Origin of the sequence: Psychroserpens sp. NJDZ02 (assembly GCF_004843725.1) — a bacterium.
Taxonomy (GTDB): Bacteria; Bacteroidota; Bacteroidia; order Flavobacteriales; family Flavobacteriaceae; genus Olleya.
Genome location: NZ_CP039451.1, coordinates 3,471,404 through 3,485,362, shown reverse-complemented (window position 1 = coordinate 3,485,362; position 13,959 = coordinate 3,471,404). Strand labels below are relative to the sequence as shown.

Here is a 13,959-nt window from a genome sequence, read left to right as displayed (position 1 = left end):
TAAAAGCAACTCAATATTTTTCAATACTTTTGTTAGACAATTTTAAACCTTTCCGCTTGACGGTAAAACAAAATATATTCCAAATGAAAAATACAGCTTTAACAGCAACTCACGAAGCACTTAATGCAAAAATGGTTCCTTTTGCAGGTTACAATATGCCTGTCCAATATGATGGTGTAAATATCGAACATGAAGCCGTTAGAAAAGATTGCGGTGTGTTTGACGTATCACACATGGGTGAATTTTTAATCTCAGGTCCTAATGCCTTAGCGTTAATACAAAGTGTTAGTAGTAATGACGCGACTAAACTAACCATTGGTAAAGCACAATATTCTTGTTTGCCAAATGATGATGGTGGTATTGTTGATGATTTAATTATCTACAAACTAAAGGAAGAACAATACTTATTAGTTGTTAATGCTAGTAATATTGAAAAGGATTGGAACTGGATTAGCTCTAAAAACACAGTAGATGCTGATATGCGTGATTTGTCTTCAGACTACTCGTTATTAGCGATTCAAGGTCCAAATGCAGTCGCAAAAATGCAAGCGTTAACCAGTCATGATTTAGCCGCTATCAAATTTTACAATTTTGAAGTTGGTGATTTTGCTGGAATAGATAATGTTATAATCTCTGCTACTGGTTATACAGGAAGTGGTGGTTTTGAAATCTATTGTAAGAATGACGAAGTCAAACAAATTTGGGATAAAGTTACTGAAGCTGGTGCAAAACCAATTGGTTTAGCGGCGCGTGACACATTGCGTTTAGAAATGGGATATTGCCTTTACGGAAATGATATTGACGATACCACTTCTCCTATTGAAGCCGGTTTAGGTTGGGTTACAAAATTTAATAAAACATTTACTAACAGTGCTGCTTTAGAAGATCAAAAACGTCGTGGTGTTGATCGTAAATTAGTTGCTTTTGAGCTAGACGAACGTGGTATACCAAGACATGGTTATGATATCGTTGATGGTCAAGGTAAAAAAATTGGTGTTGTAACTTCTGGTACAATGTCTCCAATGCTAAATAAAGGGATTGGTTTAGGTTATGTACCAACCGTTTTTACTGATGTCAACAGTAAAATTAATATTCAGATTCGTAAAAATGCAGTGCCTGCAACAGTTGTAAAACTTCCGTTTTACAAGGCATAACAGTTTATGTTAGATTTTAATACAATTATAAACAACATCCATAATAACTTAAAACATAATGTTGTTAAGGGTGTTGTTGCTTCTTATATTCCGGAACTCTCCAAGCAGGATGTTAATTCATTTGGAATATTTATGCAACACATGGATGGTCGCACATTTCAAGCAGGTGATGCTGAAGTGCCCTTTTCTATTCAAAGTATTTCCAAAGTATTATCCTTATCCAAAGCCATCGCTTTTGAGGATAATAATTTATGGACACGTGTTGATGTGGAGCCTTCAGGGAACCCCTTTAACCATCTGTCTTTACTTGAGTTAGAAAACGGTATCCCAAGAAATCCTTTAATAAATGCAGGTGCTATTGTTGTTGCCGATATATTATGTAGCCAATTTAAAAATCCGAAAGAAGATTTTTTACAATACGTCAGAGACATTGCTAACGATCAAACCATTACTTATAATTACAAAGTTGCAGAGTCGGAACGCTTAACTGGTTTTAATAATTTTGCTGCAGCTAACCTTTTAAAATCTTTTGACAATCTTAATAATGATGTCGATGTGGTTTTAGATTTCTATTTTCATCAATGTGCTTTGGAGATGACCTGTGCCCAAATTGCTAAAACATTTTATGTCTTTGCTAACAGCGGAAAATGCATCAATAACATACCACACATTACGGTTAGTCAAGCCAAACGTATTAATGCTATTATGTTAACCTGTGGTTTTTATGACGAATCTGGAGAGTTTGCTTTTGAAGTTGGCTTACCTGGTAAAAGTGGTGTTGGCGGTGGTATTGTAGCCTTATTACCTAACCATTTTGTACTTACAACTTGGGCGCCTGGTTTAAATGCCAAAGGGAACTCCTTATTAGGCATGCAAGCGCTAGAACAATTTACTACCCAAACCAATTTATCTGTTTTCTAAACGTTAACGTATAACAATGAAAGAGGATAATAACAAACATCGTATACTTATACTTGGTGCTAGTGGTTTTTTGGGACAAGCCATTTATAAAGAATTATGTGGTTACTTTCAAACCTTCGGTACGTATTGTACAGATAGTTATAGCTTTGAAAAAAACCAGCACTACTTTCAATACAATATAGAAGAGGACGATATTTTTGAAATCCTGAACAGTATAAAACCGACAATTATTATTTCGGCTATTAGAGGAAATTTCTCTGCTCAGGTTCTGGCGCATCAACATATTGCAGAATACCTTCTGGCTAATAATAGCAAGTTGTTATTTTTATCTTCTGCCAATGTTTTTGACGCTTATAGCAAGTTTCCTAGTTATGAAACGGACAAAACATTAAGCCATAGTATGTATGGTCATTTTAAGATTAAAATAGAAAACATGCTATTGCGTTTACCTAAACGTCAGGCAACCATCATTAGATTACCCATGGTTTTTGGCGCACAATCGCCAAGAATACAAGAAATTAAGTTTTTTATAAAAGAGAAACAACCTATTGAAGTCTTTCCTAATTTAATAATGAATGTCACTACGGACACTAAACTGACGCAACAAATTCATTATTTAATTAACAGAAACAAATCTGGCATTTTCCACCTAGGCAGCTCAGACTTGGTGCATCATGACGATTTCTTTAAAGAAATCATGCGGTCATTTGGTGTGGCTAATCCATTGTTTAAACAAGTCTTTACAACTAATGACGATCGTTATTTAGCGGTTTTATCTAAAGAAAATAAACTCCCCAAACACTTGCAATTAGTAAGTCAAGATATTTTAACAGAATTAGAAGTATAAATTCCTTATTTTTAAATAAAAATTATGAGCACACTGACCCCATTAGAAATTGAACAGCGCTTATTAAGACTTCCGGAATGGGAGTATTTTGATAATGCAATACAAGCCGAATTTGAATTCGAAAATTTTAAAGATTGCTTTAGCGCCATGAGCCGAATTGCTTTTGAATGTGAAGCATTAAATCATCATCCAGAATGGACTAACGAATATAATGTGTTAAAAATAATACTAACGACGCATGATGCAGGTGGCGTGACTGATAAAGATTTTAAACTAGCCTTAGCAATAGAGCATATTGTGGAAGAGGAAGAAGATTAAACTTTTAAATCCCCAATATGTACAAACCCCTACTCCTACTTACTTTCTTATTTTCTAGTATTTCTTACGCACAATCAGACACCTTATTCTGTCAACAACTAGTTGCTGTAAAGCAATTGGTCAAAGAAAACCATTATCAGCCTAAAGCCATTAATGATAGTTTATCAAAAGGGGTGTTTGATTTATTTATTACAAGCTTAGACGAAGACAAAGATTACTTTCTTCAAACGGATATTACTCAATTTAAAGCGGATCAATTTCAAATAGACGACTATTTATTAACCGATAATTGTACGTTTGTAGAGCAGTTTAAAACAGTATTAGCAAAACGTATCCAAGATACTAAAACAATCCTTGAACGTTTAAATACTAGTGTTCCAGATTACTCTGGAGGTTTAACATTACAATATAAACCAGCAGATCAATACGTTTACTACAAAGATTACAATGCTTTAGCAACTAGTATAGAAAAATTAGTCGGTTATAAAGTTATGACTAGTTTGCTAGACAATACCGAAGACATCGCATATATCAAAGCTAATTTTGCAACCTTAGAAGCTAGTACACGTTTAGATGTTATTAGAAATCAATTGTGTTTATTAGAGCAATTTTCTAGCACAAGTGGTGGTTTAGATCGGTACGTAAAAGATGCTTTTATTAATGCTTTTTTACAATATCATGACCCACACTCGGTATTTTTTAATCCTACAGAAAAATTAATTTACGAAAGTGGTTTATCCAGTAATCAGTTGTCCTTTGGGATAACAACAGAAAAAAATAAAGAAGGACAAATCGTAATTGCACAAATTACACCTGGAAGTGCTGCTTTTAAAAATGGGAATATCGAAACTGAAGATGTCATTATTTCATTAACCGCCAATGGGACCACCTTAAAAACCTTGTGCGTGTCCAACGACGCTATTGAAGCTTTTAGCAACAAAGAAGACCACAAAACGATGTCTTTTTTGATTAAAAAGCAAAACGGAACAGAGCAAAATATTACACTGACTAAAACTAAAATAAAAGTCGAAGACAATGCTATTAGAGGCTTTTTAATAGGCGAAGACAAGGCGTTAGGTTATATTAAAATCCCTAGGTTTTATACTAACGACGAGTCCATAAATGGGCGTGGTTTAAGCTCTGATTTTGCTAAGGAATTATACAAACTTCAAAAGCAAAACATACAAGGTTTGCTTATTGACTTACGTTTTAATGGTGGTGGCTCTATGGGAGAAGCGATTGAATTAACAGGAATGTTTATAGATCGTGGCCCTGTTACCATAATAAAAACAAACCTTAAAGACACCTATACGATTAGAGATGTTAAACGTGGTACTTATTTTAATAAACCTGTCATTGTTTTGGTTAACAACTATAGCGCTTCTGCCTCAGAGTTTTTTGCTGCCGCCATGCAAGACTACAATCGGGCATTAATTGTTGGGTCCACAACCCATGGTAAATCTAGTGCACAAAGCATTCTTGCTCTAGACGACACAAAAAACATAGGGTATTGCAAAATTACTATGGAAAAGTTTTACCGTGTCACGGGACAAAGTCATCAAGCCATAGGTATTATTCCAGATGTAAAACTACCGTCTGTGTATAATGATTTGGATAGCGGAGAACAGTTTTATGACTATGCTTTACAAAACGATACCGTTACTCCAGAACAAATATTTAAACCATTACAAAAAAAGGATTACAGTACACTAATTAGTAAAAACAAACAACGTTTAGCTTCCAACACTGCTTTTACACAAATAGCCGAAAATAATATAAAGCTAAAAGAAAGCATTTTTGCTTTAGGACCGCAATATGCATTAACCTTAGACGAGGTCAATAAAACTAGAGAACAAAAAAGAACATTATATAATCAAATTTTCCCTAATGACACCGACCAGGTCGTAATCGCAGTGTCTAACACCGCTTCTACTGAAAAAGCAAGCCATTATAACACGGATAATGATTCTTTAAATGCTGGCATTATCAATCAATTATCACAAGATATTTACATTGCAGAAACCTATTCAATTTTAAAAGACTTAATTAATCTTAAAGATTAATTACAAAAGCTAAGTATTTGGACAGACATATGTCTAAAGAGTAACTTAAAAGTGAAAGATTTTTTTAAATTTGTAATTATTAAAATTATTTTTAACTATTTAGTTTTCGCTATAGCGGAAATATAAAAACATATATAACATGGGAAGAGCTTTCGAATTTAGAAAAGCACGTAAGATGAAACGTTGGTCGGCAATGAGTAAAGCCTTTACACGTATTGGAAAAGATATTGTAATGGCAGTTAAAGAAGGCGGACCAGACCCTGGCAGTAACTCACGTTTACGTGCAGTTATCCAAAATGCGAAAGCAGTCAACATGCCAAAAGACAATGTAGAGCGTGCTATTAAAAAAGCTAGTGATAAAAGTCTTGGTGATTATAAAGAAGTTGTTTTTGAAGGTTATGCCCCACATGGTATAGCAATATTAGTAGAAACTGCAACCGACAACAATACGCGTACTGTCGCTAACGTCCGTAGTTATTTTAATAAATGTGATGGTAGCTTAGGGACTTCAGGGTCTGTTGTATTTATGTTTGACCACACTTGTAACTTTAGACTTAATGCAGAAGGATTAGATCCGGAAGAATTAGAATTAGAGTTTATTGACTTTGGTGCAGAGGAAGTCTTTGCTGATGATGATGGAATTTTAATTTATGCGCCTTTTGAAAGCTTTGGAGCAATCCAAGCAGAATTGGAAAGTCGCGACATTGAGATTTTATCTTCAGGGTTTGAGCGTATCCCTCAAGTCACAAAAGCAGTTACGCCAGAAGAAGCTGTAGATATCGAAAAATTATTAGAGAAATTAGAAGAGGATGATGATGTACAAAACGTATATCATACCATGGAAGAAACTGCGGAATAATCGCGTTTTCAAACTCTTATTTATAGAAAAAGCGACCAACAGGTCGCTTTTTTTTCATACACTTATACTTGTTATTACAGCTCTAAAATTTGTGCTGCGTGATCTTTAGTTTTCACTTTATCAATAACATGGGCTACTACTCCATCTTCATCAACCAAAAAGGTTTTTCTGTGGATACCATCATATTCTTTACCCATAAACTTTTTTAAACCCCAAACCCCAAAAGCATTAATAACTTCTTTTTCTTCATCCGCTAATAACGGAAACGGAAAACTATATTTGTTTTTAAAATTGGTTTGTCTTTTTTCAGAATCGGCACTAACTCCCAAAATCTCATACCCTTTATCTTGTAACGCTTTATAATTATCTGTTAAGTTACAAGCTTCGGCAGTACAACCAGGTGTACTTGCTTTAGGATAAAAGAAAACAACTAGCTTTTTTCCTTTATAATCGGATAATGACACAGGATGTCCATCTTGATCATTTACTGTAAAATTTGGTACTTTATCGCCTTGTTTTAATGTATTCATAGTTGTAATTTTGGTTTAATTCAAAAATACGACTAATGACTAAGCAAGAAAAGGTAGATTTTGTTATAAATACGTTAAATAAGCTCTATCCAGAAATACCTGTTCCGTTAGATCATAAAGATCCCTACACCTTATTAGTTGCTGTGCTGCTCTCTGCGCAATGTACAGATGTCAGAGTCAATCAAATTACACCTTTATTATTTGCTAAAGCAGATAATCCGTATGATATGATTAAAATGAGTGTCGAAGAGATCAAGGCTATTATTAGACCTTGTGGTTTATCACCGATGAAAAGTAAAGGGATTTACGGCTTATCAAAAATGTTAGTCGAAGACTATAATGGTATTGTACCGCAGTCCTTTGAAGCCTTAGAAACTTTCCCTGCTGTGGGACATAAAACTGCTGGTGTAGTTATGAGTCAAGCGTTTGGCGTACCTGCTTTTCCAGTGGATACACACATACATAGACTTATGTACCGCTGGAATTTAACTAACGGTAAAAACGTACAACAAACCGAAAAAGATGCTAAACGCCTATTTCCAGAAGATACCTGGAATGATCTACACCTACAAATTATATGGTATGGTCGCGAGTATTCTCCTGCCAGAGGTTGGGATTTAGAAAAGGATATTATTACCAAAACTATTGGTCGTGCGACTGTTTTAAAGGACTATTATAAGTAGAATTGATCGTTAATTATTTGATCGTTGATGGTTTTTAACTAATAATTAACGCTTCCCTTTTTATAGTAAAGACGGTTGTTTATGACTTTTGTAAAAAGGAAAGTACTTATAAACAAAAACGTCCTAATCAAATGATCAGGACGTTTTCAAAATTAGTTTTGAAGTGCTTCAAACTTCAAATTTTTATAACTTATAACACTTAAAGCCTTTGAATAATTTAAAATAAAACTTATCGTTTGTTCTTTAGGTTTCATTTTAAAGTTTTGTTTTTTGGGGGTATTCGATTGTTCTGAGTAAATTTTCGCCATGTATATATGTTTAAGGTATACACAGATAACGAGCAAACTTTTACTTTATTGTCTTATTAATTTGTTAAAACAATATTGTGCTTTTCGATAACCTTTCTCATATTAATTAATGCATAACGCATACGCCCTAGAGCTGTATTAATACTAACGCCTGTACGTTCTGAGATTTCTTTGAAACTCATATCGTTGTACATACGCATAACCAAAACCTCTTTTTGATCTCCAGGCAATTCTTCAATTAACCGTCTAACATCTGCCTCTACCTGCGCTTTAACCATCGATTTCTCTGCATTTAAAGCACTATCACTAATTACTGAAAAAATATCAAATTCGCCTGAATTATCAAATTTTGGCATACGTTTATTTTTTCTAAAATGATCAATAACTAAATTATGAGAAATACGCATTACCCAAGGTAAAAACTTACCTTCTTCATTATATTTACCGCGTTTTAAAGTACGTATCACCTTAATAAAAGTATCCTGAAAAATATCTTCAGCAATATCTCTATCGTAAACTTTAGAATAAATGAAACTGTATATACGTTGTTTGTGTCGAGTAATCAATACCTCTAAAGCAGATTCCTCTCCTTTAATGTAGTTACTAACGAGAATAGCATCTGTGATTGTTACTTTTTGCATAATCATTACTTTTTGGGCGCCAAAAAAAGGTTTCAGCTTGGGGTTTATAAAATAAAAAGTAATGTTGTGCTATAGGCTATAAAGTTTTGTTAACATATTGTTAGGATTCAAATATAACAACAATCATTCCGAAAAAACAAAATAAAACTAAATTTTTAACATTTTATTGCACAATAAAGATATTTAAAAGGTGCCTAACTTGTGTTATCTTTGTGTTTTAGATGTAAAAAAGACTATGACTACACCGCTTTCTGAAGTAAATCCAAAAGAAAACATTATTATAAAAGGTGCAAAATTGCACAATCTTAAAAATATAGATGTCGTTATTCCACGACGTAAACTGGTAGTCATTACAGGATTATCTGGTTCTGGAAAATCTAGTCTAGCTTTTGATACGCTATACGCAGAAGGGCAACGTCGTTATGTCGAAAGTTTAAGTAGTTATGCCAGACAGTTTTTAGGACGTCTTAATAAGCCTAAAGTAGACTATATAAAGGGTATTGCACCTGCTATTGCTATCGAGCAAAAAGTAAATAGTACCAATCCTAGATCTACTGTGGGAACAACGACAGAGATTTATGATTATTTAAAACTATTATTTGCTAGAGTTGGACGTACCTACTCTCCTATTTCTGGTCAAGAAGTCAAAAAAGATACGGTTACAGACGTTACAAAATACATCCAAAGTTTAGCTTTAAACGAAAAACTACTATTATTAGCGCCTTTAGTTTTAGAAGAAGGTCGTGCGCTACAAGACAAACTAAGTGCTTTAAATGCGCAAGGTTACGCTAGGATAAAAGTAAAAGATAAAGTGATCAGAATTGACGACGCTAAAGATCTAACGTCTACTGACGATCTTTTTTTAGTTGTTGATAGAATTGTAACTAAAGACGATGAGGATTTTTATAACCGATTAGCTGATGCTATCCAAACAGCATTTTTTGAAGGTAAAGGTAATTGTTACATCCAAACCTTAGCAGATAATACCATTCGTCATTTTAGTAATAAATTTGAATTGGATAATATTCAATTTTTAGAGCCCAATGTCCATTTATTTAGTTTTAACAACCCTTATGGTGCCTGTCCAAAATGTGAAGGTTATGGAGATGTTATTGGTATTGATGATGATTTAGTAGTCCCAAATACCGCTTTATCGATTTACGAAAACGCTATATTCCCTTGGCGTGGTGATAGTATGAGTTGGTATAAGGACCAATTGGTTAATAACTCGCATAAGTTTGATTTCCCGATACACAAACCTTACTTTCAATTAAGTGAAGCACATAAAAACCTGATTTGGGAAGGTAATGAGTACTTTGAAGGCTTAAACAGCTTTTTTGCCGAGCTAGAAAGCAAAGCGTATAAGATTCAGAATCGCGTAATGTTATCTCGTTACCGAGGTAAAACGCTATGTAAAGTTTGTCATGGTAAACGCTTGAGACCAGAAACCAATTATATTAAGGTTGGTAATGCAACGTTAACCGATTTAGTAGAATTACCTTTAAATAAACTAGCGAGTTTCTTTGATAAAATTGAGTTGAACGATTACGACGCTAAAATTGCAGAACGTTTATTAATTGAAATTAAAAATAGACTAAGCTTTTTACATAACGTAGGATTAGACTATTTGACGATCAACAGAAAATCAAACACTTTATCTGGTGGAGAAAGTCAACGTATTAATTTAGCAACCTCTTTAGGGAGTAGTTTGGTAGGATCCATGTACATTTTGGACGAACCCAGTATTGGTTTACATCCAAAAGATTCAGAACGTTTAATACAAGTTTTAAAACAACTTCGTGATTTAGGAAACACTGTTATTGTGGTAGAACATGATGAAGATATCATGAAAGAAGCCGATCAGATAATAGATATCGGACCAGAAGCTGGTACTTTAGGAGGAGAAGTTGTTGCTGTCGGTACCTATGCGGATATATTAAAATCAAATTCGTTAACCGCTCAATATTTAAATGAAACTTTAAAGATTGAAGTCCCTAAAACACGTCGTACCAGTAAATATAGTATTGATGTTATTGGCGCTAGAGAAAATAATTTAAAAAACATAGATGTTTCTTTTCCATTAGAGATGTTGACCGTAATTACAGGAGTTTCTGGTAGTGGAAAAAGTACGTTGGTTAAAAAAATATTATTTCCTGCTATACAAAAGCATTTGACTGGTTTTAGTGATAAAGCGGGTCAATTTACCGAAATAAAAGGAAACTATAGTATTGTAAAAAATATCGAATTTATAGATCAAAACCCTATAGGACGCTCTTCTAGATCAAATCCCGTGACTTACGTTAAAGCCTATGATGACATCAGAGCTTTATATGCTAAGCAAAAACTCAGTACGATTCGCAATTACGCCGCAAAACACTTTAGCTTTAATGTAGATGGTGGACGCTGCGAAACCTGCAAAGGTGAAGGAGAAGTAACTATCGAAATGCAATTTATGGCAGATGTCCATTTAGAATGTGAAACCTGCAAAGGCAAGCGTTTTAAAAAGGAAGTCTTAGAAGTTACTTTTGCCGATAAAAATATTGATGATATTTTAAATCTAACCATTGATGATGCTATTGCCTTTTTTGATAAAAATGGGGCTGTAAAAATTAAAAATAAATTACAACCGCTTCAAGACGTTGGTTTAGGTTATGTAGCGTTAGGGCAAAGCAGTTCTACCCTGTCTGGTGGAGAAGCACAACGTATAAAATTGGCAACCTTTTTAGGAAAAGGAAACACAAAGGATAAGACCTTGTTTATTTTTGATGAACCTACGACTGGGCTACACTTTCATGATATCCAGAAATTATTAAAATCATTTTATGCATTAATTGCGAAAGGACATTCCATAATTGTGGTGGAGCATAATCTAGAACTTATCAAATGTGCCGATCACATTATAGACTTAGGCCCTGAAGGTGGAGAAAATGGCGGAAAACTAGTTGCTTTTGGTACACCGGAAGACGTTGTAAAGGTAAAAGCAAGTGTGACCGCACAGTATTTGAAGGATAAATTATAACCAGTTACAACCTCCAATGACTGATTTAGAAACGATCAAAAAAAAAGTATCTACAAAACCCGCAATAAGCGGAGGTGCAAATTTTGAAACACACGTTTTATCTCAGACTAGATATGGGTTTAAATTTAAACCATCGCTTGGTTATGCACTATTTACGCTACTATTTGTTGGTGTGGCTTATGCCTTTTTGTACGCAGGTATTGCTTCGTATTTAAAGACTAAAACTTTCGAATTTTTATTCAGCATTGTAACTGTCGCCGGTGCGGCCTTTTTTATTGCAGGTAATTTTTTACTGCTTTCTTATTTTTCACCTATTGTTTTTAATACACATAGTAATCGTTTTTATCGCGGATTTAATAAGCAAAATCCAAAAAAAAGCACTGCATTATCAAACATTGTCGCTTTACAGATTATTGGCGAAACCATATCTGGTGAGAATGGTAATTACAAAAGCTTTGAACTTAATTTAGTACTAAAAGATGCCACACGAATGAATGTAGTGGATCATGGTAAACTAAAAACTATTATTATCGATGCTGAAGTGTTAAGTCAATATTTTAACCTTCCTATTTGGCATGCCCAATCTTAGGGTTTCCGTTTAAAAAAAGACACTTCCTATTCTAAAAAACAGTTTCATTAAGTCAAAATACAGTTATGCATTAAGTTATTTAATTTCGGTTTAACCGAAAAAATAATTAATAGACGACTCTCCTATTCAAATTCTGATTTAATAAAACAAAAAGGAAACAAATGCCAACACCACAAAAGCAATAGGTACCAATAGTGCTAAAAACACAAAGGATATAATACCACTTTTTAAAATACTATAACGCCAACGTTGATTGTAAAAACGCTTAGTTGATATTACAAAATAGAAAAAGACAGATAATGTTATTAATAAATTTATCCAATTAGGGACATCGATTATAAGATTAGCGATTAATAAAAGACTAAAGACCATAAAAATAAAGGCGAAAAAGTGAAATGAAAACACTAAGTGATACGCATAGCGACCTTTTTTCCAATAAAACAACTTTAAAAATAAAGCAAAAAGCGGTAATAAAATAAACAAAGCGATTGGCGTCGCATTAATCATAGAAACCCATATCGATCCTGCCTTTCTGTCCTTATGAAATTTCAACATTTGAGGATATAACATCTTATCAAACCAACCTGGATTATCAGTCATTCCCATAGCTTTATAAATTGTATCCTCAGAAGCACTTACAGCTAATAATGAATCTATTTTCTGGGTACTATATCCAAAGGACACGGAATTACTTGACTTGAGATCCTTTTGAGAGACTATGGAGTCAATCTCCTTATCTGTCATCCCAGACAAATACTTATTTTTATTTAGTATTGTCTTAATTTCTGCTCTTTTAACCGAATCGACTTCTACCGTTTGAACCTCATTTAATAGTTTAGTTGATTCTGTTTTAAAGCCATCATTCAACTCTTGCTCTACTCTATTCGTCTGAAAAGAAAACAAAAAGAAAAACACAAATGTGATAAACAAATATAATTGTGCGGGATGCAAATAAGATAATCGCTTACCGCCTATAAATTGATTGGATAAAAATCCAGGTTTAATCATTAAAGGGATAAAACTCTTGAAAAACTTAGAATCCCATAGCAGATAATTATTTAAAGTATTGTTAAACAAAATCCCCAGTGTTAAATCCTCTTTATCCTTCATTCCGCAATGCGGACAAAAATCAAATCCAGATTTAAAATCACTTTCGCAATTTTTACACGTGCTATACTTTAAAGACATTGGTAGTTGGTTTTTACAACAGTAAATATAGTATTCTTTTTAATACTTTTCGATTGAGATTTAGATTAAAACCATTTCCTAAAACCGCTTAGAATAGCAGTAAAGGCAATACTTAACAAGTTTGGCACAGCTATTGAAACTATATTAGCAACACAGCGAATGCCGAAACGCTACAATAGTAGGCAAAATCTAAATCCTTAATACTATGAAAAAATTAATACTATTATTTACAGGTATGTTAATTGGATTAACAACCGTAACAGCAGAAACTAAGTCTGCATCGCAAGGTGAAGATTTAGTATTAAACAGAAACTATTACACACAACCAATCTTGTTTGTAGAACGTGGTGTCCAATTTCTAATCTTTCCTGATGGAAGTTTTGATTTTAATACACAGACAACACAAACGCAAGGTGACACCTATTACAGATCTAGCAAGTCAAAACGAAGCTCTATAAATACAACTTATGGCGCACCAGGAAGACAGGTTAGTTATTCTAATCCAAGAAATCGTGGTATGATTGTGACGCATGATAGAGATGGAAAAGTTAGACGTATTGGTAATGTGTTTTTAAATTATAATAAAAGTGAACAAATCAAACGTTTAGGTTCTGTACACATCGCCTACAACCGTAAAGGTTTAGTCAGTCAAATTGGAAGTATGCGTCTACAATATAACCCACGTGGTCAATTAATCAAAACGGTAGGTCAAGTCAATAGATATAATACTAATAATGGGCATTACGAATATGAACCTAACCATAATGATGATTACTATTATTATAAAAAAGGAGTGAAAACTAAAAAATCTAAACTTAAAAAAATTAAAAAATAATTAC

General features: G+C 33.6%; 14 protein-coding genes. 10 read left to right on the top strand and 4 right to left on the bottom strand.

What is annotated here, in order from left to right; translation table 11 throughout:
- Nucleotides 1-83: 83 nt before the first annotated feature.
- The 6 genes from gcvT (at nucleotide 84) to E9099_RS15375 (ending at nucleotide 6,162) form a co-directional block, all read left to right on the top strand.
- Nucleotides 84-1,154: a glycine cleavage system aminomethyltransferase GcvT gene (gcvT, locus tag E9099_RS15400; protein WP_136584422.1), complete on the top strand. Its 1,071-nt coding sequence runs from the start codon at nucleotides 84-86 to the stop codon at nucleotides 1,152-1,154.
- Nucleotides 1,155-1,160: 6 nt separating this feature from the next.
- Nucleotides 1,161-2,075 (top strand): glutaminase, encoded by a 915-nt coding sequence (locus E9099_RS15395; RefSeq protein ID WP_136584421.1) that lies wholly within the window; start codon nucleotides 1,161-1,163, stop codon nucleotides 2,073-2,075.
- 16 nt (nucleotides 2,076-2,091) lie between these two features.
- Nucleotides 2,092-2,922 (top strand): sugar nucleotide-binding protein, encoded by an 831-nt coding sequence (locus E9099_RS15390; protein ID WP_136584420.1) that lies wholly within the window; start codon nucleotides 2,092-2,094, stop codon nucleotides 2,920-2,922.
- A 24-nt stretch (nucleotides 2,923-2,946) separates the two neighbouring features.
- Nucleotides 2,947-3,240 carry a 4a-hydroxytetrahydrobiopterin dehydratase gene (locus tag E9099_RS15385; RefSeq protein WP_101018782.1) on the top strand — a complete coding sequence of 98 codons (294 nt, stop codon included), beginning with the start codon at nucleotides 2,947-2,949 and terminating at the stop codon, nucleotides 3,238-3,240.
- Nucleotides 3,241-3,257: 17 nt separating this feature from the next.
- Entirely contained in the window at nucleotides 3,258-5,303 is a 2,046-nt protein-coding gene (locus E9099_RS15380; protein ID WP_136584419.1) for a carboxy terminal-processing peptidase, read from the top strand.
- A 139-nt stretch (nucleotides 5,304-5,442) separates the two neighbouring features.
- A complete protein-coding gene (locus E9099_RS15375; RefSeq protein WP_101018784.1) occupies nucleotides 5,443-6,162 on the top strand; it encodes a YebC/PmpR family DNA-binding transcriptional regulator in 720 nt (239 codons plus the stop codon).
- A gap of 74 nt (nucleotides 6,163-6,236) precedes the next feature.
- On the opposite strand, the gene bcp is transcribed toward E9099_RS15375, so the two are convergent.
- The gene (gene bcp / locus E9099_RS15370; RefSeq protein ID WP_136584418.1) at nucleotides 6,237-6,692 is read right to left on the bottom strand and encodes a thioredoxin-dependent thiol peroxidase; all 456 of its coding nucleotides are present in this window, start codon (nucleotides 6,690-6,692) and stop codon (nucleotides 6,237-6,239) included.
- A gap of 35 nt (nucleotides 6,693-6,727) precedes the next feature.
- Here bcp and E9099_RS15365 point away from each other — a divergent pair, with 35 nt between their 5' ends.
- Nucleotides 6,728-7,375, top strand: coding sequence for an endonuclease III domain-containing protein (locus E9099_RS15365; RefSeq protein ID WP_136584417.1), 648 nt, complete (start codon nucleotides 6,728-6,730; stop codon nucleotides 7,373-7,375).
- 152 nt (nucleotides 7,376-7,527) lie between these two features.
- Here the strand turns inward: E9099_RS15365 and E9099_RS19275 are convergent, their stop codons facing one another.
- Complete coding sequence (locus E9099_RS19275) at nucleotides 7,528-7,683, bottom strand: hypothetical protein (protein WP_168800762.1); 156 nt, start codon at nucleotides 7,681-7,683, stop codon at nucleotides 7,528-7,530.
- Nucleotides 7,684-7,739: 56 nt separating this feature from the next.
- On the bottom strand, nucleotides 7,740-8,324 hold the full coding sequence (locus E9099_RS15360; RefSeq protein WP_101021005.1) for an RNA polymerase sigma factor: 585 nt from the start codon (nucleotides 8,322-8,324) through the stop codon (nucleotides 7,740-7,742).
- A gap of 235 nt (nucleotides 8,325-8,559) precedes the next feature.
- On the opposite strand from E9099_RS15360, the gene uvrA reads away from it, so the two are divergent.
- Both uvrA and E9099_RS15350 read left to right on the top strand, forming a co-directional pair.
- Entirely contained in the window at nucleotides 8,560-11,343 is a 2,784-nt protein-coding gene (uvrA, locus tag E9099_RS15355; protein ID WP_136584416.1) for an excinuclease ABC subunit UvrA, read from the top strand.
- 16 nt (nucleotides 11,344-11,359) lie between these two features.
- Nucleotides 11,360-11,932, top strand: a complete 573-nt coding sequence (locus tag E9099_RS15350) for a hypothetical protein (protein ID WP_136584415.1) — start codon at nucleotides 11,360-11,362, stop codon at nucleotides 11,930-11,932.
- A 138-nt stretch (nucleotides 11,933-12,070) separates the two neighbouring features.
- Here the strand turns inward: E9099_RS15350 and E9099_RS15345 are convergent, their stop codons facing one another.
- Nucleotides 12,071-13,120, bottom strand: coding sequence for a DUF3667 domain-containing protein (locus tag E9099_RS15345; protein WP_136584414.1), 1,050 nt, complete (start codon nucleotides 13,118-13,120; stop codon nucleotides 12,071-12,073).
- Nucleotides 13,121-13,325: 205 nt separating this feature from the next.
- Here E9099_RS15345 and E9099_RS15340 point away from each other — a divergent pair, with 205 nt between their 5' ends.
- Nucleotides 13,326-13,955 carry a hypothetical protein gene (locus E9099_RS15340; protein WP_136584413.1) on the top strand — a complete coding sequence of 210 codons (630 nt, stop codon included), beginning with the start codon at nucleotides 13,326-13,328 and terminating at the stop codon, nucleotides 13,953-13,955.
- The last annotated feature ends 4 nt before the right edge of the window (nucleotides 13,956-13,959 follow it).